The organism is Salinibacterium hongtaonis (genome assembly GCF_003065485.1).
Lineage (GTDB): Bacteria > Actinomycetota > Actinomycetes > Actinomycetales > Microbacteriaceae > Homoserinimonas > Homoserinimonas hongtaonis.
Window position 1 is genome coordinate 461,340 of the sequence record NZ_CP026951.1, and the last position, 25,097, is coordinate 486,436.

General features: G+C 62.5%; 22 protein-coding genes, 3 rRNA genes and 1 riboswitch. Of the genes, 13 read left to right on the plus strand and 12 right to left on the minus strand.

The features are described from left to right. The first annotated feature begins 53 nt into the window (after positions 1-53). The 4 genes from C2138_RS02355 to C2138_RS02370 all read left to right on the plus strand — a co-directional run bounded on the left by C2138_RS02355 (position 54) and on the right by C2138_RS02370 (position 3,766). A complete protein-coding gene (locus C2138_RS02355; protein ID WP_108515232.1) occupies positions 54-632 on the plus strand; it encodes an isochorismatase family protein in 579 nt (192 codons plus the stop codon). Positions 633-741: 109 nt separating this feature from the next. Continuing rightward, the gene (locus tag C2138_RS02360) at positions 742-1,524 is read left to right on the plus strand and encodes a CoA transferase subunit A (RefSeq protein WP_108515234.1); all 783 of its coding nucleotides are present in this window, start codon (positions 742-744) and stop codon (positions 1,522-1,524) included. A gap of 1 nt (position 1,525) precedes the next feature. Continuing rightward, complete coding sequence (locus C2138_RS02365; RefSeq protein ID WP_108515236.1) at positions 1,526-2,203, plus strand: CoA transferase subunit B; 678 nt, start codon at positions 1,526-1,528, stop codon at positions 2,201-2,203. A 90-nt stretch (positions 2,204-2,293) separates the two neighbouring features. Next, a complete protein-coding gene (locus C2138_RS02370; protein ID WP_108515238.1) occupies positions 2,294-3,766 on the plus strand; it encodes an NAD-dependent succinate-semialdehyde dehydrogenase in 1,473 nt (490 codons plus the stop codon). A gap of 14 nt (positions 3,767-3,780) precedes the next feature. Here the strand turns inward: C2138_RS02370 and C2138_RS02375 are convergent, their stop codons facing one another. Next, the gene (locus C2138_RS02375) at positions 3,781-4,251 is read right to left on the minus strand and encodes a MaoC family dehydratase (RefSeq protein WP_108515240.1); all 471 of its coding nucleotides are present in this window, start codon (positions 4,249-4,251) and stop codon (positions 3,781-3,783) included. Between the two features lie 188 nt (positions 4,252-4,439). Here C2138_RS02375 and C2138_RS02380 point away from each other — a divergent pair, with 188 nt between their 5' ends. The 3 genes from C2138_RS02380 (at position 4,440) to C2138_RS02390 (ending at position 5,788) form a co-directional block, all read left to right on the plus strand. Next, on the plus strand, positions 4,440-4,550 hold the full coding sequence (locus tag C2138_RS02380; RefSeq protein ID WP_241961152.1) for a DUF6328 family protein: 111 nt from the start codon (positions 4,440-4,442) through the stop codon (positions 4,548-4,550). Positions 4,551-4,621: 71 nt separating this feature from the next. After that, positions 4,622-4,888, plus strand: coding sequence for a Rho termination factor N-terminal domain-containing protein (locus tag C2138_RS02385; protein WP_108515242.1), 267 nt, complete (start codon positions 4,622-4,624; stop codon positions 4,886-4,888). A 39-nt stretch (positions 4,889-4,927) separates the two neighbouring features. Continuing rightward, complete coding sequence (locus tag C2138_RS02390) at positions 4,928-5,788, plus strand: TrmH family RNA methyltransferase (protein ID WP_108515244.1); 861 nt, start codon at positions 4,928-4,930, stop codon at positions 5,786-5,788. Positions 5,789-5,841: 53 nt separating this feature from the next. On the opposite strand, the gene C2138_RS02395 is transcribed toward C2138_RS02390, so the two are convergent. Both C2138_RS02395 and C2138_RS02400 read right to left on the minus strand, forming a co-directional pair. After that, positions 5,842-6,411, minus strand: a complete 570-nt coding sequence (locus tag C2138_RS02395; RefSeq protein WP_241961153.1) for a PadR family transcriptional regulator — start codon at positions 6,409-6,411, stop codon at positions 5,842-5,844. 88 nt (positions 6,412-6,499) lie between these two features. Next, complete coding sequence (locus C2138_RS02400; protein ID WP_108515248.1) at positions 6,500-8,338, minus strand: ABC transporter ATP-binding protein; 1,839 nt, start codon at positions 8,336-8,338, stop codon at positions 6,500-6,502. Between the two features lie 151 nt (positions 8,339-8,489). Between C2138_RS02400 and rarD the strand changes: the two genes are divergently transcribed. After that, a complete protein-coding gene (rarD, locus tag C2138_RS02405; protein ID WP_159078111.1) occupies positions 8,490-9,425 on the plus strand; it encodes an EamA family transporter RarD in 936 nt (311 codons plus the stop codon). Between the two features lie 9 nt (positions 9,426-9,434). On the opposite strand, the gene C2138_RS02410 is transcribed toward rarD, so the two are convergent. Then, a complete protein-coding gene (locus tag C2138_RS02410; RefSeq protein ID WP_108515252.1) occupies positions 9,435-9,950 on the minus strand; it encodes a flavin reductase family protein in 516 nt (171 codons plus the stop codon). Between the two features lie 185 nt (positions 9,951-10,135). Between C2138_RS02410 and ftsY the strand changes: the two genes are divergently transcribed. From ftsY to C2138_RS02440, 5 genes are all read left to right on the plus strand, one after another. After that, positions 10,136-11,011, plus strand: a complete 876-nt coding sequence (gene ftsY, locus C2138_RS02415) for a signal recognition particle-docking protein FtsY (RefSeq protein WP_108518698.1) — start codon at positions 10,136-10,138, stop codon at positions 11,009-11,011. 718 nt (positions 11,012-11,729) lie between these two features. Then, a 16S ribosomal RNA gene (locus C2138_RS02425) occupies positions 11,730-13,254 on the plus strand. A 466-nt stretch (positions 13,255-13,720) separates the two neighbouring features. Then, a 23S ribosomal RNA gene (locus C2138_RS02430) occupies positions 13,721-16,841 on the plus strand. Positions 16,842-16,968: 127 nt separating this feature from the next. Beyond that, positions 16,969-17,085: ribosomal RNA gene (gene rrf / locus C2138_RS02435) — 5S ribosomal RNA — on the plus strand. The 16S, 23S and 5S rRNA genes sit together here, the layout of an rRNA operon. A gap of 151 nt (positions 17,086-17,236) precedes the next feature. Next, on the plus strand, positions 17,237-17,713 hold the full coding sequence (locus tag C2138_RS02440; RefSeq protein ID WP_108515255.1) for a hypothetical protein: 477 nt from the start codon (positions 17,237-17,239) through the stop codon (positions 17,711-17,713). Between the two features lie 277 nt (positions 17,714-17,990). On the opposite strand, the gene C2138_RS02445 is transcribed toward C2138_RS02440, so the two are convergent. The 8 genes from C2138_RS02445 to C2138_RS02480 form a co-directional block, all read right to left on the minus strand. Further along, positions 17,991-19,349 (minus strand): MFS transporter, encoded by a 1,359-nt coding sequence (locus C2138_RS02445; RefSeq protein ID WP_108515257.1) that lies wholly within the window; start codon positions 19,347-19,349, stop codon positions 17,991-17,993. Positions 19,350-19,427: 78 nt separating this feature from the next. Next, positions 19,428-20,021, minus strand: coding sequence for an HdeD family acid-resistance protein (locus tag C2138_RS02450; protein ID WP_108515258.1), 594 nt, complete (start codon positions 20,019-20,021; stop codon positions 19,428-19,430). A gap of 64 nt (positions 20,022-20,085) precedes the next feature. Continuing rightward, positions 20,086-20,556, minus strand: a complete 471-nt coding sequence (ribH, locus tag C2138_RS02455) for a 6,7-dimethyl-8-ribityllumazine synthase (protein ID WP_108515260.1) — start codon at positions 20,554-20,556, stop codon at positions 20,086-20,088. After that, entirely contained in the window at positions 20,553-21,857 is a 1,305-nt protein-coding gene (gene ribA, locus C2138_RS02460; RefSeq protein WP_108515261.1) for a GTP cyclohydrolase II, read from the minus strand. Before ribA ends, ribH begins: the two co-directional genes overlap by 4 nt. Beyond that, entirely contained in the window at positions 21,854-22,504 is a 651-nt protein-coding gene (locus C2138_RS02465; RefSeq protein ID WP_108515263.1) for a riboflavin synthase, read from the minus strand. The genes ribA and C2138_RS02465 overlap by 4 nt, the downstream gene beginning before the upstream one ends. After that, positions 22,504-23,580 (minus strand): bifunctional diaminohydroxyphosphoribosylaminopyrimidine deaminase/5-amino-6-(5-phosphoribosylamino)uracil reductase RibD, encoded by a 1,077-nt coding sequence (gene ribD, locus C2138_RS02470; RefSeq protein WP_241961154.1) that lies wholly within the window; start codon positions 23,578-23,580, stop codon positions 22,504-22,506. Before ribD ends, C2138_RS02465 begins: the two co-directional genes overlap by 1 nt. 80 nt (positions 23,581-23,660) lie before the next feature. Beyond that, a riboswitch (FMN riboswitch) is annotated at positions 23,661-23,818 on the minus strand. A gap of 78 nt (positions 23,819-23,896) precedes the next feature. Beyond that, a complete protein-coding gene (locus tag C2138_RS02475; protein WP_108515264.1) occupies positions 23,897-24,496 on the minus strand; it encodes a hypothetical protein in 600 nt (199 codons plus the stop codon). Positions 24,497-24,564: 68 nt separating this feature from the next. After that, positions 24,565-24,939 carry a hypothetical protein gene (locus tag C2138_RS02480; RefSeq protein WP_108515266.1) on the minus strand — a complete coding sequence of 125 codons (375 nt, stop codon included), beginning with the start codon at positions 24,937-24,939 and terminating at the stop codon, positions 24,565-24,567. Between the last annotated feature and the right edge of the window lie 158 nt (positions 24,940-25,097).

Here is a 25,097-nt window from a genome sequence, read left to right on the forward strand (position 1 = left end):
GTCGCCCCGAATTGCGGTAGTCGCTGCGAACCGCGCGAGCCTAGAATTGCCGCGTGACTCGCGCTCTTCTCATCATCGACGTTCAAAACGACTTCACCGAAGGCGGCGCCCTGGGCGTTGACGGCGGTGCCGCAGTGGCCGCCGGCATCACGCGGTATCTCGCGGAGCATCCGCAGCGCTACGACGCCATCATCGCCTCGCGCGATTGGCACGATGCCGAGGGTGACAACGGCGGGCACTTTGCAACGGATGCTGCCCCAGACTTTGTCTCGACCTGGCCGGTTCACTGCGTGGCTGGCACGACGGGTGCGGAGTACCACCCCGACCTGGTTACGGCTTCCGTGACCGCCCATGTCTTCAAAGGACAGGGCGCTCCGGCGTATTCGCTGTTCGAGGGCGCAACGGAGGAGGGCGAGACGGCCGCGCAGCTTCTCGCCGAGGCGGGGGTCACGGCCGTGGATGTCGTGGGCATCGCCACCGACTACTGCGTGCTCGCCTCCGCCCGCGATGCGTTGGAGGCCGGGCTCGCGGTGAGCGTGCTGACCGATCTGGTCGCCGGAGTCGCCGCAGAGTCGAGCGAGAAAGCTCTCACCGATCTGGCCGAAGCCGGGGCGACGATTCGGCATTCCTAGACCGGAGCGGCGTGCCTCTATAGTTCGAAGAGTGCGCCATCCGCTCTCGCGGCCTTTGCCCGGGCGGTTCACGCGCACCGAGTGAGACGCTGTCAGAGAGGACTATGTCGTGGATAAAACGTGCGCATCCGCCGAGGAGGCGGTCTCCCAGATTCCCGAGGGGGCGAGCCTTGCCGTGGGAGGGTTTGGCCTGAGCGGCGTTCCCATGGCGTTGATTCGAGCCCTGCGCAACCAGGGAACCGGCGGCCTCGAGGTCGTCTCGAACAACTGCGGCGTTGACGGGTGGGGGCTGGGCGAGCTGCTCAGCGCCGGCCGCATCCGCAGGGTGATCGCGTCGTACATCGGCGAGAACAAGGAATTCGCCCGGCAGTACCTGGGCGGGGAGATCGAGGTTGAGCTCACCCCGCAGGGCACGCTCGCCGAGCGGCTGCGCGCGGGAGGGGCGGGCATCCCGGCCTTCTACACGGCGACGGGAGTGGGCACGATGGTGTCGGAGGGCGGTCTGCCCTGGCGCTACGACGCCGAGGGCACCGTGGTCGCGCAGTCTCCGGCCAAGGAGACGCGTGTTCTCGATTCTCTCGGGTCCGAGCGCGAATACGTGCTGGAGACGGGCATCCGCACCGACTTTGCCCTCGTGCGTGCCGCCAAGGGTGACCGCCACGGCAATCTTGTTTTCGAGCGAGCGACCCGCAACTTCAACCCCCTCGCCGCGATGGCGGGGCGCTACACGATCGCCGAGGTCGACGAGCTCGTGGAGCCGGGCGAGATCGACCCCGACGACGTTCATCTTTCGGGAATCTTCGTTGACGCCGTTGTGGCGCTCACTCCGGAGGAGGCGGCAGATCTGCCGATCGAAAAGGTCACGGTTCGTGACCGCGAGGAGGGCAACTGAGATGGCGCTGACACGAGACCAGATGGCCTACCGGGCGGCCCAGGAGCTGGCCGACGGCTCCTATGTGAACCTCGGCATTGGCCTGCCGACTCTCATCCCCAACCACATCCCCGCCGACAAGACCATCGTTCTGCACTCCGAGAACGGCATCCTCGGAGTCGGCCCCTACCCGTGGCGCGGCGAGGAGGACCCCAAGCTCATCAACGCGGGCAAAGAAACCGTAACGGTGTTGCCCGGTGCCTCGTACTTTGATTCGGCCCAGAGCTTCGCGATGATCCGCGGTGGCCGCATCCAGGCCGCTGTGCTCGGTGCGATGCAGGTCTCCGTCAAGGGCGACATTGCCAACTGGGCTGTGCCGGGCAAGATGGTCAAGGGCATGGGCGGCGCGATGGATCTCGTCAACGGCGCCGACCGCGTAATCGTGCTCATGGAGCATGTGGCAAAGGATGGCACGGCAAAGATCGTGCAGGAGTGCACACTGCCGCTAACCGGCCGCGGTGCGATCGATCGCATTATCACCGATCTTGCGGTGATCGATGTGACCGACGACGGCCTCGTTCTGCGCGAACTCGCGCCGGGGGCGAGTGTCGACGAGGTCATTGCGGCGACGGATGCTCCGCTTACGGTTCCGACCGCGCCCGAGACGATGCAGGTGGCCGATCCCCATCTCGATTATTAGGTGCTGGTTCGCCGCTCGACATCCCCGCGGTCTGATCACATACCGCTCGGTCGGTTTATGCTGGAACCTCCTGAAGCGCCGGAGGACTCAATGACGAAGCTCGACGAATCAACCCTTCTTGCCGCTGTGCCCGACCGCCTGTTCATCGGCGGTCAGTGGAGAACAGCATCCGATGGGGCAACCCTTGACGTAGCCGATCCCGCTACTGGGCGCCTTATCAAGACGATCGCCAGTGCATCGGCACACGATGCGATGGCCGCCATGGATGCTGCCGCCGCAGCTCAGGCCGAATGGGCGGCGACCGCACCCCGGGTCAGGGGCGAACTGCTCCGCCGGGCTTTTGACCTCCTCATCGAGCGGCGCGACGACTTCGCCCTGCTCATGACTCTCGAGATGGGCAAGCCTCTCGCCGAGGCACAGGGCGAGGTCACCTACGCCGCCGAGTTCCTTCGATGGTTCAGCGAAGAGGCTGTGCGGATTACTGGCCGATACGGAACGAACCCCGAGGGGACGGGGCGGATGGTCGTCACCCAGCGTCCCGTCGGCCCCTGTTTTCTCATCACACCCTGGAATTTTCCGCTCGCGATGGCGACCCGCAAGATCGCGCCTGCGCTCGCGGCCGGTTGCACCGTGATTGTCAAGCCCGCACAGCTCACACCGCTCACAACCCTCATGTTCGTCAAGCTCCTCGAAGAGGTGGGTCTCCCCAAGGGAGTTGTGAATGTTCTGACGACGTCGTCATCAAGCACAGTCTCCGAGCCGATCATCGCCGACCCGCGTCTTCGCAAGTTGTCCTTCACGGGGTCGACTCCCGTCGGCGTTTCTCTGCTCAAATTGGCCGCAAACGGTGTGCTCCGTACTTCCATGGAGCTGGGCGGCAACGCCCCGTTCGTCGTCTTCGACGATGCCGATCTCGACAAGGCCGTCGAGGGGGCGATCGCGGCAAAGTTTCGCAATATCGGCCAGGCATGCACTGCGGCCAACCGCTTTATCGTGCACGAGTCCGTAGCGGAGGAGTTCGCCACGCGCGTGACCGAGCGGGTGCGGGCGTTCCGTATGGGACGAGGCACCGAGGATGGCGTCACGATCGGCCCGCTCATCGACGAGAAAGCCGTCGCCAAGGCGAAGTCTCTTGTTGAGGATGCCGTGAGGCGAGGAGCATCGGTGGTGACCGGAGGCAACGCCATCGCGGGTGAGGGAACCTTCTTCGAGCCAACGGTTGTCACTGGCGTCGTGCCGGGAAGCGATATCTTGCGCGAGGAGATATTCGGGCCCGTGCTCGCCATCTCCACGTTCTCCGACGAGGCCGAGGCGGTGCGAATGGCCAACGACACTGAGTACGGGCTCGTTGGTTACGTATTCACCCAGGACCTTGCCCGCGGTCAACGCCTGATCGACTCGCTCGAGACGGGGATGATGGGGCTCAATGTCGGCGTGCTCTCCAACGCGGCAGCGCCATTCGGGGGAGTGAAACAGTCCGGGCTAGGACGCGAAGGCGGGCTTGAGGGCATTCACGAGTATTTGGCACCCAAATACACGATGACGCCTGACCCGTTCGCTTAGAGACAGGCTGGCTCTCAATCCTCCGACGGGATTCGATGCATCAGAGCCGAGCGAACAGCGCGACAGACTAGCTCGCCCCGCTGGTTGACGCCATCGTGCCGAAATTCGACGATCCCCGCCATTGGCCTCGATCGTGAGGCCCGGGCGGCCGTGACCTCGGTGACGACAGAAAGGGTGTCGCCCGCGAATACTGGCTGGGGGAACTCGACCGAGCCGAAACCCAAGTTCGCGATCGTCGTGCCGAGAGTGAGCTCGGGCACCGAGAGGCCGATGACAGTGCTCAGTGTTAAGAGGGAGTTCACGAGGGGCCTGCCGAATTCGGTGCGCGAGGCGAAGTCAGCATCGAGGTGAAGCGGCTGCGGATTCATCGTCATGGTTGTGAACAGCACGTTGTCTGACTCCGTGAGGGTGCGGGTGATCGCGTGGTGCGTGATCGTGCCGACAGGGAGTTCCTCGAACCACGAGCCGAGTCGGCGCAGCGTCACAGTAGGTTCCCTTCGAACGCGGAGTCAGAGCAGACTACTTCCTTACGCCGCCGGAGGGTAGAGCATCCGACCGCGCCTACGCCGAATGCAACCCCTAACAATGCCGCTCGGCCGCTCGTATTCTGTGGGCACTGTTCATGGAAGGCGCGCCATCGGTGTGCGCTGCGCGGTGAGTAACGGGATGTGACGTGGCACGGTTTTCTGCGCTCGATGACACGCAGGTTGCCGTATATCTCACGCTGGTCGCGCTCGCCGCAATCGTGACCATTCTCGGGCTAGCGCCCGTCGTTCTGCACTGAATGCTTTTTCGGCGTGGGGCCAAAGCTCGGCTGGTGCGGTTCGGCAACGTTTCTTTAGAGAGGAGGGCACTGTGCCCGGACAGCGGAACGCAAACCTAAAAGACCCCAAGCTCTACGAAACGCTTCGCGACGAGGGGGCGTCGAAGGAGAAGGCAGCCCGGATATCCAATGCAGCGGCCAAGCGTGGCCGCTCGGCGGTTGGCCGAAAGGGTGGCAAGTCGGGCGACTACGACGATCAGACGGTCGATCAGCTGAGAAACCGGGCGAAGGAGCTGGGACTCTCCGGATACTCGGGTAAGCGCAAAGCCGAGCTGATCAGTATGCTGCGCAACCACTAGAGGCCGTTTCATCGGCACGTCGCCTGAGACAATGGGCGCATGCCCGTGATCGCTATCGATTCGCTGCGAGACCCGCGGCTCTCCGACTTTGCCCACCGCACCGATGTGGCGCTCAAGAAGGCGGGCCACAACGGTGACCCGAGCGGTGACCTCGGGCTCTACATCGCCGAGTCCGCCCTCGTGCTCGATCGAGCGCTCCGAGCCGGGCACACCGTTCGCTCGGTTCTGGCGCTCGGCGGAAGTGTCGACGAGGCCGTCGCCCTCGTCGGCGACCACGTTCCGGTGTTTTCTGGCCCGGGCGAGCTACTTGCAGAGCTCACGGGCTATACCCTCCACCGCGGACTCATCGCGGCGATGGAGCGTCCGCCGCTTCCATCAGTCACCGATCTGATCGCGGATGCTCGGCGCATCGTCATCATCGAAAACGTCGTAGACCCCACCAATGTTGGGGCGATCTTCCGCTCCGTAGCGGGTATCGGCGCCGATGCTGTGCTCGTCACCGAGCGCTGCTCCGACCCGCTCTATCGCCGGGCCATTCGTGTGAGCATGGGAACTGTGCTCCAGGTTCCGTGGACGCGGCTGCCCGGCGCTGGCCTCGACCCCGGCGGTGCGAGCCTGGGCGAGGCGCCCGGCTGGCAGCGCGCGCGCTCCCTGCTCACGGCATCCGGATTCCACATCGCCGCGCTTGCCCTCACCCCAGAGGCGGTGAGTCTGCGCGAGTTCGCCGCGGCCGCGCCAGAGCGGGTCGCGCTCGTCCTGGGCACCGAGGGGGAGGGGCTTACCGCTGGCGCGATCGCTGCCGCCGACACGACAGTGCAGATCCCCATGAAACACGGCATCGACAGTCTCAACGTCGCTGCCGCCGCGGCCGTGGCAATGTACGCCCTCGCCATCGACTGAGCCACAGCACAGCACAGCCCCGCGATGCCCGCGATGCGCGCGACCGTCGGGCTCTAAACCTTGGCCGGCCGACCGCGCCGCGGTGGGTCCAGATCGAACGGCACGTGCAGGGGCTCGCCAGATTCCCGGGCCGCCCTCACCCGTGCCTCCACCTGATCGAGCCAGCGCAACTCTGCCTCGAGGTCGAACGTGGTGGCGTCGGCGACGAGCTGGGGCCCGATCCCGCCGCTGGTGGGTATGGTCTCCGCATCGAGTTGCGACCGTCGCGCACGAGCAGAAGCCCGCTGAGTCTCAAGAATCGGTTCGATAGCGATGCCCGGCACGCTGCACGCGATCGCCACCTTGGTGGCGAGGTCGCTGCGGCCACCACCGCTGCCGGTTTCGGGGGTGGCCAGCCAGCGGCTCACCGCTGCACTGCCTTCGGCGGTGGCCTCATAGAACACGTGACCATCGTCATCCGTGTGCGCGCTTCGCGTCGCGTACCCGTCGCGTTCCAGCAACTCGAGCGCCTTATAGACCTGCCCCACGTTCAGCGGGGTGCCCGATCCGGTTCGCCGATCAAACTCGGCGCGCAATAGATAGCCGTAGCTGGGTTGCGCCGCGAGCATGGCCAGGATGCTCATCCGTACCGACACCTGGCCCCCGTATCTAATGCATACCCTCTATATAAATACCGACCATAGCGAAACGCGGAGGGGCGGCAAGAACGTTCTAGACGAGAAGCTGGTGCTTCGCGAGCTCGCGGTAGAGCGGGGTCGACACGACGAGCTCGGAGTGGGTTCCTTCTCCGACGACGGTGCCGTTCTCGAGCACGACGATGCGGTCGCTGTCGACGACCGTCGAGAGCCTGTGGGCGATCACGATGAGGGTGCGGCCCGTGGCGACGGCGTCGATCGCCTCGCGCAGCAGCTGTTCGTTGAGTCCGTCGAGCGACGACGTCGACTCGTCGAGCAGCAGGATGGGCGGCGCGGCCAGCAGTGCCCGGGCGATGGCGAGACGCTGGCGCTCTCCACCCGAGAGCATCACGCCGTCCTCGCCGACCTGGGCGTCGAGCCCCGCAGGGTCGCGGTCGAGCACAGCGGTGAGGTTCACGGCGGCCAGTACATCAACGCATCGTTCGTCCGAGGCATCGGGAGCGCCGAGCGTCAGGTTGTCGCGGATGCTTCCCGCCAGAACGGGCGCGTCCTGTTCCACATATCCGATCTGTGCGCGCAGGGCTTCGCGGTCGAGCGCGCGAACATCCTGGCCGCCGAGTCGCACGACGCCCGCCGTGGGGTCGTAGAAGCGCTCGATGAGGGAGAGAATCGTCGACTTGCCGGCGCCGGATGGGCCAACGAGGGCGATGCGCTGCCCGCGCGGCACCGAGAACGAGACTCCGCGAAGCACGGTGCGGTCTCGGGGGCTGTCCACGGCAGATTCGCCGAGCTCTGCGGCGAGAAGCTTTTCTGCCTCTGTCTTGTGGGCCGATTCCGGGTAGCGAAATTCCACGTTCTCGAACGTAACGGCGTCGTTTGATTCCACGGGCGCGACGGCCGCGATTGCGGCATCCTCTTCTGCCTCGCTTGGCAGAGCGATGATTTCTTGGATGCGCCCGAGGGCTCCGAGGGCCTGGTTCACCGAGGTCACGGCACCGAAGGCCAGACCGAGCGGGCTGATCAGCATGAAGAGAAAAATGATGAAGGTCACGAGTGAGGCCACCGTGATGTCGCCAGCGGCGACGCGGAAGCCGCCCACGCCGAGCACGGTGAGCAGCGAGACTTGCAGGGCAATGCCCGCGACGGGAACCACGAGCGCAGAGACCTTGGCGACGTCGATTCCGCGGCGGTAGGCGCCCTCGGCCTCCTTTTCGATTGCCGCGTATTCGCGGTCGGTGGCGTTGGCGGCTCGCACCGTACGAATGGCGCCGAGCACGCGCTCGACGGCGGCGGCCAGGTCGCCGACTTTCTGCTGCTGGGCCTGGCTGGCCCGGCGGATGCGGCCAGAGAGTGCTCCAACGATCACGGCAGAAAGCACGATCACGAGCATCGTGAGTCCGAGCAGCACGGGGTCGATGATGAGCATCGCGATGATCGCGCCGACAAAGATGAGCACTCCGCCGATCGCGTCGACGAGCCCCTGGGTCATGACGGCATACAACAGTGTCGTGTCCGAGCCGACGCGGGAGACGAGGTCGCCCGTGCGGCGGGTGTCGTATTCGCGGATGGGCAGACGGAGCATCCGGGAGATCAGGTGGCGTCGGGCGGAGAATACGACCCCGGTTCCCGTGCGCTGAAGCAGATAGTGCTGGTAGCCGCTGATGATCGCCGATACCACCACGAGCACGACGAGCACGGTGACGAACGTGGTGAGGGGGTTGCCTTCGCCAACGGCAACGATGAGCTGGTTCACGAGCAGCGGCTGCGCGAGCGAGGCGGCGGCCCCCAGGATGCTGAGCACAATCACGACGCTGAGCACCTTCTTGTGCTCCAACAAATAGGGCAGAAGTTCGCTGAACCGGGCGCGAGGCCCGTCGTCCTGCTTCTTGCGGGTGCGCGTGTTCGCTGTACTCATGACTTCTTTCGATGGAGCGGAGGGCGAATGGCCACCAGTAGCTTACGTGGCGAACCACGGACATTTGCTGCTGAGATCCTCCAGTGTCCACCCCGCCATCGCTGGCCTTCTCCGCAACCCGGGCCTGTCGTTCTGCTGCCAGAATATGCAGGTGCCCCATCCTTCTGAGTCGCTTGGTTTGCGGAGCCGTGGGGTCATCGCCTCCATCGCCGCGTCCGTGCTCTTTGGCGTCGTCTATTTCATCCCGGCGGCGTTGGGCGATCTGGGCACGTTCGAGGCGGTGTCGTGGCGCATCATCCTCACGGTGCCGTTCATGGTGGTCCTGCTCATCGCCATCAAGTCGTGGCGATCCGTCGTCGCAACGGTGAGGCTCATTGCAGCACGCCCGCTCGTCGTTCTTCCGCTCGTGCTCGTGTCGTCCGCGCTTCTGGGGCTGCAGCTATGGCTCTTCGCGTGGGGTCCGAGCACGGGGCATGGGTTGGATGTCGCCATCGGCTACCTTCTGATGCCCCTGGTCATGGTTGTGGTTGGCGTGATCGTTCATGGGGAGCGGCTGGGGGCACTTCGCACGGTCGCGGTGGGCGCAGCGCTGGTCGGCGTTGCTGCGGCATTCTTCGCGGCGGACGGGCTTTCGTGGGCGACCGCTGCCGTGGCCATCGGCTATCCGATCTATTTTGTTATTCGGCGCGCTCTGGGCATTGATACGCCGGGCGCCATGCTCGTCGAGCTTGTCATCCTGTTAGTTCCGAGCGTGTGGTTCGCCGTTGGACCGGGGTCGGTCGTCGCGCAGGGCGGGGAGCTTCCGATCGCAATGCTCGTGATGTTCGGGGCGGTGAGCGCCGTCGCCCTCACTCTCTATATCGTCGCGAGCCGTCTGCTGAGCTTCAGCCTTTTCGGGCTCCTCAGCTATGTCGAGCCGATCGTTCTGGTCGCGGTGTCGATCGTCCTGCTGGGCGAGTCGATCGATCCGTCCGAATACCTCACCTATGCCGGTATTGGCCTTGCCCTTGTTCTCCTGGGAGTTGAAGGGTGGCGCAGCGTGCGCTCGGTTCCGGATGCTGGCGAGCCTCCCGCGGTCACCTCCTAACCGACGCGGTTAGGGAATAGTGGGCTGCTGTGCGCCGAGGGTTCGATATGCGCTGCGGTAGAACAGCAGCGGTTCGAGGGTGTCGCCGCTGAAGTCGGTGTGCAGCGCCGCGACCTTGCCCACCACGATCAGGTGGTCGCCGCCGGGGTATTCGGCCTCGAGGGTGCATTCGATGTGAGCGAGTGCTCCGTCGAGCAGTGGAATCGCGAGCTCCCCTTCGTGCCACGGAGCGTCAGCGAACTTGTCGCCCCCGCTTCGGGCGAAGGTTCTGCTGAGCGGTGCCTGTTCTGCCGAGAGCACGTTCACCGCAAACACCCCCTGTGGCTCGATCTTGGGCCACGAGGTTGAACTTCGGGCTGGCGACACCAGCACAAGAGGCGGGTCAATCGAGAGTGAGCTAAATGACTGCGCCGTCATTCCCGCTGGTGTGCCGTCGGCGTCGCGGCCGGTCACGACGACCACGCCTGTCGCAAAGTGCGACATCACGGTGCGAAACACCTGGGGGTCGATCGCGGGCAGTTTCATCGGCTTCCTCTACACGGAGCGTTCGCGTCTCTAGCGAAGGTCTCGGCCGAGCGCCGAGTGGCGCTCATCGTAATCCCGTCTTCGCTCGTCGTGATTCATCCGTCGCCCAGCCAGCCGCAACGCCGTCGCGGCGCTGTTTGGTGCCGCGGAGCGTTCCGGGCGTGCTGACGCTCTACCCTGGTGTCATGGCAGATCGCACCCCTTGGTCCCTCTCCGGCGCCCTGCGCGGGATGTTCGCAAAGAAGACGATCGACGAGGGCACGTGGGAGGACCTCGAAGATGCGCTCATCTCTGCCGACTTTGGCCCCGACATCACCGACTCGGTGATCGAGGAGCTGCGAGCCCAGGTCAAGAAGTACTCGACGACAGACCCCGCAGACCTAAAGCGGATGCTTCGGGAGAATCTCGAGGAGCGTCTCGCCCGCCTCGATCCCACCCTTACTCTCACGGCCCGTCCCGCCGTCGTGCTCGTGGTGGGAGTCAACGGTGTCGGCAAGACCACCACGATCGGCAAGTTCGCCAGATTCCTCGGGCGGCACGGCCGCACGGTCGTGGTCGGCGCTGCGGATACCTTCCGCGCTGCGGCAGTCGAGCAACTTGCTACCTGGGCGGAGAGGGGCGGCGCTCAGATCGTTCGTCCGCAGCAGCAGGGTCAAGATCCCGCGTCTGTCGCGTTCCAGACGGTGGAGAAGGCCATCGCCGAGGGAATCGAGATCGCCATCATCGACACGGCGGGCCGGCTTCAGACCAAGAGCGGGCTAATGGATGAGCTGTCCAAGATTCGCCGTGTCATTGAGAAGCAGACTGAGATCGCCGAGGTGCTCCTGGTGCTGGATGCCACGACGGGCCAGAACGGGCTCGCTCAGGCGGAGGCGTTCATCGAGCACGCAGGGGTAACGGGCCTCGTGCTCACCAAACTCGATGGCTCGGCAAAGGGTGGTTTTGTGCTCGCCGTCCAGGAGCGAACGGGCATCCCCATCAAGCTCGTGGGGCAGGGTGAGGGCATCGGCGATCTCACCGGGTTCACCCCGCATGTTTTCGTCCAGAACCTGGTGGGCTAGTCCCGCTGCAGGTTCGGCGGCCATCGCCGCAGTGTCATCCGATGCGGTGACCACAGAGAAGGCCCGTTTTTCCCGTGTTTGTTGGGGAGGCGGGTCTTTTGTGGTTGGTGGGGTGGGGGTGTTTTGTCGAGGTTGTGTCGCGACACGCCCGGGATGTGGGGGTGATTTGCCGGGTGTTCCAGATCCCCGTAAAGTTCTTTCTTGTCACCCCAAAGGTGCGGGAAGCGGAAGAGCTTCTCGGCCTCACGTGGGACCAAATCCTGGCTCTAAACAGCCGCTCCCCGAGTTCTTCTTCGTGAAGATGTCCGATTTGCAAAGTCGGGCCGTGGGGACGTAGGATATAAAACCTGCTTCGAACCGAGTTTTCGGTTGATCTGGTCTTGAGACTGGGCGCTTTTTGAGTGTCTGGGTGTTTGGGACTGGTGGATGAAGTGGGACGAGAAGTGCCCCGGCAGTAACACCGTGAGGTGGAGCACCGGGAGCGTCCGATCCTTGAGAACTCAACAGCGTGCACAATGTCAAATGCCAAAAACCTCGTGCAATTGAACCGTTTCTAGCGGGGATGTTGCAGGAGATTCCTTTGGAAAAACATTAAACAAAACAAGCAAGTCAGTAATGATTTGTTCTTGTCAGTTTCAAACTTGTGTTCGGTCCGCCTATTTCCGGTGGTCGTTCACACTAGATGTGCCGGCGGGTTTACCTGCTGTGCAATCAAACATTTACGGAGAGTTTGATCCTGGCTCAGGATGAACGCTGGCGGCGTGCTTAACACATGCAAGTCGAACGATGAACACCGGAGCTTGCTCTGGTGGGATTAGTGGCGAACGGGTGAGTAACACGTGAGTAACCTGCCCCAGACTCTGGGATAAGCGCTGGAAACGGCGTCTAATACCGGATACGAACCTCCACCGCATGGTGAGGGGTTGGAAAGAATTTCGGTCTGGGATGGACTCGCGGCCTATCAGCTAGTTGGTGAGGTAATGGCTCACCAAGGCGACGACGGGTAGCCGGCCTGAGAGGGTGACCGGCCACACTGGGACTGAGACACGGCCCAGACTCCTACGGGAGGCAGCAGTGGGGAATATTGCACAATGGGCGAAAGCCTGATGCAGCAACGCCGCGTGAGGGACGACGGCCTTCGGGTTGTAAACCTCTTTTAGTAGGGAAGAAGCGAAAGTGACGGTACCTGCAGAAAAAGCACCGGCTAACTACGTGCCAGCAGCCGCGGTAATACGTAGGGTGCAAGCGTTATCCGGAATTATTGGGCGTAAAGAGCTCGTAGGCGGTTTGTCGCGTCTGCTGTGAAATCTGGAGGCTCAACCTCCAGCCTGCAGTGGGTACGGGCAGACTAGAGTGCGGTAGGGGAGATTGGAATTCCTGGTGTAGCGGTGGAATGCGCAGATATCAGGAGGAACACCGATGGCGAAGGCAGATCTCTGGGCCGTAACTGACGCTGAGGAGCGAAAGCATGGGGAGCGAACAGGATTAGATACCCTGGTAGTCCATGCCGTAAACGTTGGGAACTAGATGTAGGGACCATTCCACGGTTTCTGTGTCGCAGCTAACGCATTAAGTTCCCCGCCTGGGGAGTACGGCCGCAAGGCTAAAACTCAAAGGAATTGACGGGGGCCCGCACAAGCGGCGGAGCATGCGGATTAATTCGATGCAACGCGAAGAACCTTACCAAGGCTTGACATATACGAGAACGGGCCAGAAATGGTCAACTCTTTGGACACTCGTAAACAGGTGGTGCATGGTTGTCGTCAGCTCGTGTCGTGAGATGTTGGGTTAAGTCCCGCAACGAGCGCAACCCTCGTTCTTTGTTGCCAGCACGTAATGGTGGGAACTCAAAGGAGACTGCCGGGGTCAACTCGGAGGAAGGTGGGGATGACGTCAAATCATCATGCCCCTTATGTCTTGGGCTTCACGCATGCTACAATGGCCGGTACAAAGGGCTGCAATACCGTAAGGTGGAGCGAATCCCAAAAAGCCGGTCTCAGTTCGGATTGAGGTCTGCAACTCGACCTCATGAAGTCGGAGTCGCTAGTAATCGCAGATCAGCAACGCTGCGGTGAATACGTTCCCGGGCCTTGTACACACCGCCCGTCAAGTCATGAAAGTCGGTAACACCCGAAGCCAGTGGCCCAACCGCAAGGAGGGAGCTGTCGAAGGTGGGATTGGTAATTAGGACTAAGTCGTAACAAGGTAGCCGTACCGGAAGGTGCGGCTGGATCACCTCCTTTCTAAGGAGCACTCGAGGATGCCTCTGTATACAGGGCTAGAACACCTCGTAGCCATTTCGGAGACATATGTTCTCCGGTGGCGCTCATGGGTGGAACATTGACATTGTGGCCAGGATGATGATCCTGAATCTTTAGTACGCCGAACTTGTTCGGAAGGAAAAGGGTTTGGGGGAGGGTTCTGGTCTTTGCACGCTGTTGGGTCCTGAGGGACCGGGCCGGCGCCTTTGGGTGTCGACCGAACTCCTCTGGACCTCTGTCGGAGACACCGTTGTTTGGTGTTGATGAGGGGGTACCGCCCGTATTTTGAGAACTACACAGTGGACGCGAGCATCTTAGACACTCGCGCAAATTCAGCCGACAGGGCTTGCCCTGGATGGTTGTTGGAGCGCGTGATGTCTTCAATTTAGATCGAGTAAGACGCCGGCTTTCGAGTCGGTGTTGACGCTGATCTTTGTGTGATTTTGTCAATCAAGTTTCTAAGTGCAAACGGTGAATGCCTTGGCTTCTGGAGCCGAAGAAGGACGTATAAATCTGCGATAAGCCTCGGGGAGCTGATAATAGAGCTTTGATCCGAGGATTTCCGAATGGGGAAACCCCGCCAGGCGCAGCAATGCGACCTGGTGACTCCCGCCTGAATATATAGGGCGGGTAGAGGGAACGTGGGGAAGTGAAACATCTCAGTACCCACAGGAAGAGAAAACAACAGTGATTCCGTGAGTAGTGGCGAGCGAAATCGGAAGAGGCCAAACCGATCATGTGTGATAGCCGGCAGGCGTTGCATGGTCGGGGTTGCGGGACGTTTCAGCAGTTACTGCCGTACTGCAAGCGTTACAGAGGAATATAGACGAATGGTCTTGAAAGGCCAGTCATAGAGGGTGCCAACCCCGTAGTCGAAATGTTCTAATGGCGCGAGATGTATCCCAAGTATCACGGGGCCCGAGAAATCCCGTGTGAATCTGTCAGGACCACCTGATAAGCCTAAATACTCCCAGAAGACCGATAGCGGACAAGTACCGTGAGGGAAAGGTGAAAAGTACCCCGGGAGGGGAGTGAAATAGTACCTGAAACCGTTTGCATACAAACCGTTGGAGCCTCCATAGCAGGGGTGACAGCGTGCCTTTTGAAGAATGAGCCTGCGAGTTAGCGATATGTGGCGAGGTTAACCCGAGTGGGGAAGCCGTAGCGAAAGCGAGTCTGAATAGGGCAATTCAGTCGCATGTCCTAGACCCGAAGCGAAGTGATCTATCCATGGCCAGGTTGAAGCGCGTGTAAGAGCGCGTGGAGGACCGAACCCACTTCAGTTGAAAATGGAGGGGATGAGCTGTGGATAGGGGTGAAAGGCCAATCAAACTTCGTGATAGCTGGTTCTCTCCGAAATGCATTTAGGTGCAGCGTTGCGTGTTTCTTGCCGGAGGTAGAGCTACTGGATGGCCGATGGGCCCTAAAAGGTTACTGACGTCAGCCAAACTCCGAATGCCGGTAAGTGAGAGCGCAGCAGTGAGACGGTGGGGGATAAGCTTCATCGTCGAGAGGGAAACAACCCAGACTACCAACTAAGGTCCCCAAGCGTGTGCTAAGTGGAAAAGGATGTGGAGTTGCAGAGACAACCAGGAGGTTGGCTTAGAAGCAGCCACCCTTGAAAGAGTGCGTAATAGCTCACTGGTCAAGTGATTCCGCGCCGACAATGTAACGGGGCTCAAGCACACCACCGAAGTTGTAGATTTCGTATTTTAGGTAAGCCTTCGTGGTTCAGCCGTACGGAGTGGTAGGAGAGCGTCGTGTGGGCAGTGAAGCGGCGGTGTAAACCAGCCGTGGAGCCTACACGAGTGAGAATGCAGGCATGAGTAGCGAAAGACGGGTGAGAAACCCGTCCTCCGAAAGAACAAGGGTTCCAGGGCCAGGTTAATCCGCCCTGGGTAAGTCGGGACCTAAGGCGAGGCCGACAGGCGTAGTCGATGGACAACGGGTTGATATTCCCGTACTGACGAAAAACCGCCCAAACTAATCCAGTAGTGCTAAGAGTCCTAACCCGGACTGACCAATCCCTTCGGGGTGCGGCGGACCGGTCTAACGCTCGACCCCGTTCTGGTGCGGTTAGCGTATTAACAGGTGTGACGCAGGAAGGTAGCTGAGCCGGGCGATGGTTGTCCCGGTCTAAGGATGTAGGCCGAGAGATAGGCAAATCCGTCTCTCATTAAGGTTGAGACCCGATGGGTAGCCCGAATGGGCGAAATCAGTGATCCTATGCTGCCAAGAAAAGCATCGACGCGAGGTTTTAGTCACCCGTACCCCAAACCGACTCAGGTGTTCAGGTAGAGAATACTAAGGAGATCGAGAGAATCGTGGTTAAGGAACTCGGCAAAATGCCCCCGTAACTTCGGGAGAAGGGGGGCCTGAGGCGTATTAGGACTAGCTCCGAAAGCGTTTGAAGGCCGCAGAGACCAGTGGGAAGCGACTGTTTACTAAAAACACAGGTCCGTGCCAAGTCGCAAGACGATGTATACGGACTGACGCCTGCCCGGTGCTGGAAGGTTAAGAGGAACGGTTAGCCGCAAGGCGAAGCTGAGAATTTAAGCCCCAGTAAACGGCGGTGGTAACTATAACCATCCTAAGGTAGCGAAATTCCTTGTCGGGTAAGTTCCGACCTGCACGAATGGCGTAACGACTTCCCAGCTGTCTCAACCGCGAACTCGGCGAAATTGCACTACGAGTAAAGATGCTCGTTACGCGCAGAAGGACGGAAAGACCCCGTGACCTTTACTACAGCTTGGTATTGGTGTTCGGTGTGGCTTGTGTAGGATAGGTGGGAGACTGTGAAGCTGGCACGCTAGTGTCGGTGGAGTCATTGTTGAAATACCACTCTGGTCATATTGGATATCTAACGACGAACCGTAATCCGGTTCTCGGACAGTGCCTGGTGGGTAGTTTAACTGGGGCGGTTGCCTCCTAAAAAGTAACGGAGGCGCCCAAAGGTTCCCTCAACCTGGTTGGCAATCAGGTGTCGAGTGTAAGTGCACAAGGGAGCTTGACTGTGAGACTGACAAGTCGAGCAGGGACGAAAGTCGGGACTAGTGATCCGGCAGTGGCTTGTGGAAGCGCTGTCGCTCAACGGATAAAAGGTACCTCGGGGATAACAGGCTGATCTTGCCCAAGAGTCCATATCGACGGCATGGTTTGGCACCTCGATGTCGGCTCGTCGCATCCTGGGGCTGGAGTAGGTCCCAAGGGTTGGGCTGTTCGCCCATTAAAGCGGTACGCGAGCTGGGTTTAGAACGTCGTGAGACAGTTCGGTCCCTATCCTCTGCGCGCGCAGGAAATTTGAGAAGATCTATCCCTAGTACGAGAGGACCGGGATGGACGAACCTCTGGTGTGTCAGTTGTTCCGCCAGGAGCACCGCTGATTAGCTACGTTCGGAATGGATAACCGCTGAAAGCATCTAAGCGGGAAGCCAGCTTCAAGATGAGATTTCCATCCCTTTTAGGGGAGAGGCTCCCAGCTAGACTACTGGGTTGATAGGCAGGATGTGGAAGTGCGGACTAACGACGCATGGAGCTGACCTGTACTAATAAGCCGATAACTTGATAACACTTTCAAAGATGTCTACGCGTCCACTTTGTGGTTCCCGATTTACGGTCGGGGATCAACCCACACACCCCAAGTCCTTCACGGACAACGGATGTGTGGCTATGAACTGATACATAAATCAATAGTGTTTCGGCGGCCATAGCGCGAGGGAAACGCCCGGTTACATTCCGAACCCGGAAGCTAAGACTCGTTGCGCCGATGGTACTGCAGGGGGGACCCTGTGGGAGAGTAGGACACCGCCGGACTTCTTTGTAAGAAAGCCACCCCAGTTATCTGGGGTGGCTTTTTTGCATTTAAGAGGTTGTTCTGTAGGGCTGGCTCTGGCGATGCATTGATGGTGGCGCATCGCTGATGGCCGCGCCTCACATGTCCAGTGCTCGGTAGCATGGCCAGACTATGAACTACCTTTCACCCGAGACCCGGGCCGCCATCGAACGGCTGATTGCGGCAGGCGACTCTGCGTCTACGCCAGATGCCCTCGAGCGGTTGGCAAGCATCCGGAGCGCCCGTGCTGCTCTCCAGGCTGACCCTGCAACGCTGGCGGCCGTGCGCGATGCCGTGAGTGCCGGCCGTAGCTGGGACGAGATTTCTGCGGCCGCAGGGCTCAAGCCGGCCGCGGCTAAGTGGCGCTGGCAGGGATCCGACGAGGAGATCGCCGAGAGGCTAGAGGCCGGACGCAAGCGTTCTGCGCGGCCCAGTAGCGTGCCGACTGACCTGCCTGGGCTCTCCGTTGCCGACGCAGCTAAAGCGCTCGGCGTAACGCCACAAGCGGTGTACCTCAGGGTGTCGCGTGGCGGACTGCGTGCCGAAGTGGTGACGCTGGCAGACGGGCGCAGCTATAAACGCGTCTTTCTCGACGACGCGCAGCAGTAGGCAGCGAGGGATCGATGCACTGGCGCCGAGCCACGATGTGGCCAGAGTCGGCGCCGTTCAGTCGTCCTCAGCTGAAGCCAGCCGAGACGAGCTTTGCCTCTACTTGATGAAGACCGTGTAGACCCAGGCGGCAAAGAGTGCCGCAGAAGCAATAACGAGGGCCCAGGACCAGAAGGTGACAGCGCCGCGCGTGCCGTTACGTGGAGTCATGGTTCTATTCTAGGCCGCCCCAGCATCTCTCTTTTGCGCGGACCCAGCGACGCGAGCGAGGGAGCGACTAACGCTCGATGTCGACGTCTTTGGTCTCTTTGCCCAGGAGGAGGGCGACGAGGGTGATGGTGGCCATAACCGAGAGGTAGATGCCGACGAGCGCTGGGCTCCCATCCGCCGTGGTCCACAGCCAGACGGCGATGAACGGAGCAACAGCAGCGCCGAGGATGGAGCTCACGTTGTAGGAGATGCCGGAGCCCGTGTAGCGCACGTTGGTGGGGAACAGCTCGGGCAGCAGGGCGCCCATCGGGCCGAAGGTCATGCCCATAAGAGTGAAGCCCACGATGAGCCACGCCATGACGCCCACGAACCCGGAACCGAGCATCGGGACCCAGACAAGGCCGAACGCGATGATGGCGACGGTGACCCAGATGAGCAGCTTGCGACGCCCATAGCGATCTGCCCAGGGACCCGAGACGAGAGTGAAGATGCCGAAGAATACGACGCCGACGATCATCATCAGCACGAAGTCGTTGTAGCTGTAGCCGAGGCCGGGCAGGACTCCGGGGTCGGTGGGGTCGACGGGGGCGCGACCGTAGCTCAGGGAGAACGTGGTCATCAGGTAGAAGAGCACGTAGGTCGCGAGCATGAAGAAAGTGCCGAGGATGAGCTCGCGCCAGTTGGATCGAAGTACGGTGCTGAGCGGCAGCTTGACGAGCTTTCCCTTGGCCGCCGAGGAGGAGAACGCCTCGCTCTCGACCAGTCGCAGCCGCACCCAGAGCCCGACGATCACCATGACGGCGGAGAAGAGGAACGGGATGCGCCATCCCCACTCCAGGAATGCGTCTGACGGTCGGCTGGGATCGGTGGAGGGCAAGAGCGCAGCGATGATGAGGAAGAGGCCGTTGGCGATGATGAAGCCAATGGGCGCCCCGAGCTGCGGAAAGGTGCCGTACCGGCCGCGCTTGCCGGCGGGAGCGTTCTCGGTTGCGACGAGGGCGGCCCCGCTCCACTCGCCCCCGAGTGCGAAGCCCTGGGCGAGGCGCAGAATCACGAGGAGCAGCGGCGCGAACCAGCCGATTACCGCGTAGGTCGGCAACACCCCGATGAGGAATGTTGCGATGCCCATCGTGAGCAGGGCGGCAACGAGGGTGGTTTTGCGACCAACGCGATCTCCCAGGTGCCCGAAGAAGACCGCCCCGAGGGGGCGAGCGACCATGGCCGCCCCGAAGACGGCGAACGACGAGAGGAGAGCGGTTGTGGCATCGCCCGTGGGAAAGAACAGGTGCGGAAAGACCAGCACAGCCGCCGTCGCATAGACGTAGAAGTCATAGAACTCGATCGTCGTGCCGATCAGGCTCGCGAGAATCACCCGCGAGCGAGGGTTGGCCGGTATTGAGGGGACTGCCGAGGCGGGGGTGGTCATCGTTGCTCCGAATCCTGTGCGTATACGTCAGTTTAGGGGCGTATACGGACGACCCTGCGCGGCCTTCGAATTACTGCGTCACAGAGCGAGCCGCTTGGTTGTGCTGCGCAGCTGGAATGCCGCGATGAGAAGCGCAACGCCGAAGATGATGCCGTAGATGCCCACGACCCACACGAGGCTCGTCACGGTGGCCCCCGGAGAGAGCACGAGAGCGATTCCGAGGATGATCGCAAAGACCACGCTGATGGCCGAAGAAACGAATCCCCAGGTCTTGGTCGAGGAGCTCTCGGACCCGACGCCGGAAGCAAACCCGACAACACCGTTGACGAGGGCGTAGATCGCGATGATCCACAGAATGAAGAGCCCGCCGATAGTGCCAAAGATCTGCGGTGAGAACAGTGCGAAAAGACCGGCGAGCAGCGAGATGATTCCCTGCACGAGGAGCCACCCCCAGTACGCAAGGCTCCTTCTCAAACGGATGGCCTGCGCTATTGCGACGATGCCATCGATCGTGGCGTAGATGCCGAAGACGATGGTGATGCCGACGAGGGCGATGACGGGTGCGATGATCGCGATGAGCCCGAAGATTATTGCGAAGATGCCGCGCAGCAGAACGAACCACCAGATTCCTCGCGCGATGGACGATAGTTCTGAGCTTGAGTCATAGACCATGGCTTCAGGCTAGGCCGGGTCTGCGCGAATTCCCAGCGGTTCGCCGTCAACCGAATCTGTCGCGCTAGCGACGGAGGGCGCGCAGAGTGACGGCGGTCGCGATAGCCGCCTCTGCCGCCTCTGCGCCCTTGTCTTCTCTCGACCCCTCGAGGCCGGCGCGGTCGAGGCCCTGCTGCTCATCGTCGAGCGTGAGCAGACCGAAGCCGACCGGCTTGCCCGTGTCGAGCGCCACCCGGGTGAGCCCGTCGGTGGCAGCGGCCGACACGTATTCGAAGTGGGGCGTGCCGCCCCTGATGATTACGCCAAGGGCGACCACAGCATCCGCCCCCGACTCGAGAGCGGCTTTGGCGACGACGGGCAACTCAAAGCTCCCCGGCACGCGCACGATGGCCACCTCTGCCCCTGCCGCGTCGAGAACCCGACGCGCACCGGCAAGCAGGCCCTCGGTGATCACTTCGTGCCATCGGCCGGCCACGATCGTAATCGACAGCCCTCGGCCGTCGACGGAAAGTGTGGGAGAACCTTCTCCGCTCATAGCGCCTGCTCCTTTCGGCTCTGTCGAGCCATTTCGTCTACGTCGATCGGGGCGAGCGCCGTGATGGTCTGTGGCAGGGTGTGCCCCATGCGGTCGCGCTTAGTGCGCAGATATTGCTCGTTGAGGGCGTCGACGCCCACCAGGATCGGCACCTGCTCCGTGACGACGATGCCCCGGTCGGTGAGTTGCTTGACCTTGTCGGGGTTATTGGTGATGACGCGAACCGAGCGGATGCCCAGCTCCTCGAGAATCGCAACGGCAGCCCCGTAGTCACGGCCGTCGGCAGGCAGCCCGAGCGCGACGTTGGCATCGACGGTGTCGAGACCGTTCTCTTGCAGGCGGTAAGCCCTCAGCTTGTTGACGAGGCCGATGCCCCGGCCCTCGTGGCCGCGCATGTAGATCACGACGCCGCCCTCGCGCTGGATCGCTTCAAGAGCGGCGTCGAGCTGGGGCCCGCACTCGCACTTGAGGGACCCGAGAACCTCACCCGTAAGGCACTCGGAATGAACGCGCACGAGCGCGTTGTCGCGGGGCTCGCCCGAGATGATCGCCAGATGCTCGGCACCGCTCATGCGGTCGCGGTAGGCCCGCACCGTGAGCATTCCGTGCACGGTCGGCAGCGGAGTCTCGACCTCGAAAATGACTCGCGATGACGGTGCCGTGCGCACGGCATCCGGGGCAGCGGCATCGTCGGCGAGATCGTTGATGTAGTCGATGAGGTCGGCGATGGTCACGACCACGATGCCATGCTCTTCGCCCAGCTCGATCAGGCCGGGCAGGCGCATCATTTCGCCAGAGTCCTCGACGATCTCGGCGATGGCTCCAACGGGTTCGAGCCCGGCGAGACGCATGAGGTCAACTGTCGCCTCCGTGTGGCCAGCCCGTTCGCGAACGCCTCCGTCAACGGCGCGCAGCGGCAGAACGTGGCCGGGGCGGATGACGCTGGCGGGCGTCGACTCCGGGTCCGCGAGCACGCGAAGCGTTGTGGAGCGATCGGATGCGCTGATGCCAGTAGTCACGCCGAAGGCCGCATCGACGGAGACGGTGTACGCGGTGCCGCGGGGGTCTTCGTTGTTGACGACCATGGGAGGCAGATCGAGGCGATCGGCGTAGTCGCGGCTCATGGGTGCGCACACATATCCCGACGTGTAACGGACCATCCAGCCGATCCACTCTGGGGTGGCGAGGGAAGCGGAGATAACAACATCGCCTTCGTTCTCGCGGCCCTCGTCGTCGACGACGATCACGGGACGGCCAAGGCGGAGCTCGGCGATAGCGGTAGGAATGTCGGCGAGGCTCATGACTCGCTCCTCTCGTAGGGTGCCGAAGCACGGACGGCGTCCGCGTCGTCGGCGGGAATCCCGAAGCGCAGCAGTCGCTGCACATGACGGGCAAGAATGTCGGTCTCGATGTTCACGCGGTCGCCCACCGAGAGCGCTCCGAGCGTCGTGGCAACAAGCGTCTCGGGAATAAGGGAGACCTCGAACCAGTCATCCCCCACCGCGCTGACGGTGAGGGATACGCCCGAAACGGCGATCGAGCCCTTGTCGGTGACGAGGGGTGCGACGCCGGGAGCGAGGCTGAATCGGAGCACGCGCCATGACTCGCCGGGGACGATGGAAAGCAGCTCACTCGTGCCGTCGATGTGACCCTGCACTATGTGCCCACCGAGCCGGCCGTGCACCGGCGCGGCCCGCTCAAGGTTCACGACCGATCCCACGCCGAGGCCGCCGAGAGTGCTCATCGCGATCGTCTGGGCCATCACATCGGCCGTAAACCAGTCGTCGCCCTGGTCGACGACCGTGAGGCATACGCCGCTCACCGCGATCGAATCGCCGTGGCCGGCATCCGAGACGCTCAGCGGGGCACGCACGGTGATGCGGGCAGCATCGGCCGTCTCGTCCCAGGCGAGAATCTCGCCGAGTTCTTCGATGATTCCCGTGAACATCAGTGTGATCCTTCTGTGGCAGGTGAGAGGGGGTCGAGTGGCATAGCGGGGCGCGCGAGAATGAGCAGATCGTCACCGAGCTGCTCAATTCCGATGGTTCGGAGCCGGCGCGCATCCTGGATCGTTTCGACGCCAATCGCATCGACTGCCGCCCTGCCGGCCCCCAGAAGAACAGGGCCGAGAAACACGGCGTAGTCGTCGGCGAGCCCGGCGGCGATAAAGGCGCTCGCCAGGGTCGGGCCGCCCTCAACGAAGAGGCGCCGAATGCCGCGGGAGAACAGATCGGCGAGAACCGCATCCAGGTCCCGACTCGAGGTGATGATGGCGGGTTGCGGATGCTGAAATACCCGCGCAGACGCCGGGACCATCGACTGCCCGATAACGACGGGAACCGGCTGGTGCTCCATGAGTTCGCCGCCGTCGCCGCGGGCCGTGAGGGAGGGGTCGTCGGCCAACACTGTGCCTGTGCCGACGGCGATGGCGTCCGACGCCGCGCGCATTTCGTGCACCCGTTGGCGGGCGGCCGTGCCCGTGATCCATTGGCTCGTGCCATCTGCTGCGGCGACCCGGCCGTCGAGGCTTGATGCCCACTTGACGGTCACCCAGGGGCGCCCGCGGCGGACAGCGGTCAGCCACGGAAGGATGAGTTCGTCGGCCTCTGCGCTCAGAACGCCCCCGACAACCGTGATTCCCGCGTCCCTCAGGCGACGGGCGCCGCCGCCGGAGGGGACTCCAGGATCGGTCGAGGCGAAGAACACGCGGCCAACGCCCGCAGTGATGAGGGCATCGGTGCACGGCCCGGTCTTGCCGGTGTGGTTGCACGGCTCCAGGGTGACAACAGCGGTGGCGCCACGCGCTTCTCCCCGAGCAAGCTTCGAAAGCGCATCGACCTCGGCATGGGGGCTGCCTGATCCGCGATGCCAGCCCTCGGCGATGCGAGACCCATCCGGCCCCAGAATCACGCATCCGACTTGGGGATTGACGCCCCAGGTGGGCCCGCGGCGCGCAAGAGACAGGGCATGGCGCATGGCGTCGACAACCGCGGGGTCGATCTCGCGGGAAGCCTGTGCAGTCATCCGGTCCTCGTGTCTCTGTTAACACGTCTCCGGGGTTGGTACCACCTGTCGGCGGACGTGGTCTGCGGTCAGCAGAACACGTGTGCTTCCTCTCATCCGGACTGAGAGCCGTGGTCGCCCACGTCTCATTACCGTCGGTGCCGGAATTTCACCGGCTCAACCGCATCCCTGCTTTCGCAGATCCGCGGGTCGCGGACTATCACCGCCGGTTCGGATTCTCACCGACCCCGGAGCACGTACTGCTGTGGAGTCTACCAACGCTGCCCGACAAGGAGTATTCCCCCCGGACCACGGACGACACACTGCACCGCAGGTGTCAGGCTCCGTCGAAGCGAGATGCGCCCACGATGGAGTCGAAGAACTCGAGAATCACGTCGCGCAGGTCGACCAAGGGGGTCATGAAGTTGACCAGAACCACCTGCTTACTGCCGGGCACCGTGTACCAGTAGTCGACCATGAGTTTGCGCATGGGCACGTCGGGTGTCGCCTCGTGCACAGGGTCCTGACGCTCGTGATGCACCCGCAGGATGTGCGAGCCTTCGATCTCGAGCCGGGCTGCCGTCTCGATGCCAGCGACCGCCAGAGTGGTGAGGCCCTTCTGCAATTGGTCGGCGACGGTTGCCGGCGCGGTGCCGATCGACGGACTCATCGTTAGGTTGCTGGGGGAGTAGACCGTCAGGGTGACCGGCATAGCCGTGCCCGGTGCGATCTCCCGCGCAAGGAACATGCTCACGGCGCTCGCCTCGCGCGCCATACCGACGCCCTCATGCAGCGATCGTCGCAGCAACGCGCGGGCCTGGGCCTCCGCATCGGCGGACCCGAGCAGGTTCTGAACGTAGCGGCGGATGCTCGCGGCCGCGGCATCTTCTGACCGCAGGTCGAGCTGCGACCAGCGCCCGATCAGGCGAAAGCGCATTGTGGGCGGTGTTGAAGAGGCGCGCCGTGCTGGTTGCGCTCCTGTTCGCATCAGCTGTTCCATGTCCGTCATTCGGGGAACGCTTCGCGCAGATCGGCCGCCGGGATGGTCACCTCGCCGGCGGAGCTGTTGGTATTGAGCGCGGGGATAGCAAGTTCCTTGCCCACCTCGGTGAGGCGGAAGATCTTGCCAGCATCGTCGCGCGCGACGAACTGGACCACCCCGATGTCGTCGGGAATGAACGACGCCATCGCTGACAACAGTGCCGCCAACTCCTCAGCGCTCATCGCGCTTGTTCGGAGCTGAATGGAGACGTTCAGGCCTACTCCGAGGCCAGAACGCACCCGAGTGACGCTCGCCTCGGCGATATTGTCGCCGCTGGAGGCCGCGGCCTCCTCCGCGGCTGGAACACTGTTATTCGGGGCTGAGCTCGAAGGAGTCATATCGTCGTCTTCCGGTCGTTGCGTACCAAGGGTGCAGCCCGAGACCGCCAGGCAGAGCAGGGCGCAGAGTGTTGCGAGCGCCAGCGCGCCCCTCGCCCGGCTCGCTCCGCGAAAGCGCAGCGTGGGCGCTGCTGGAGAGTCGCGCCGTGCTGGCGCAT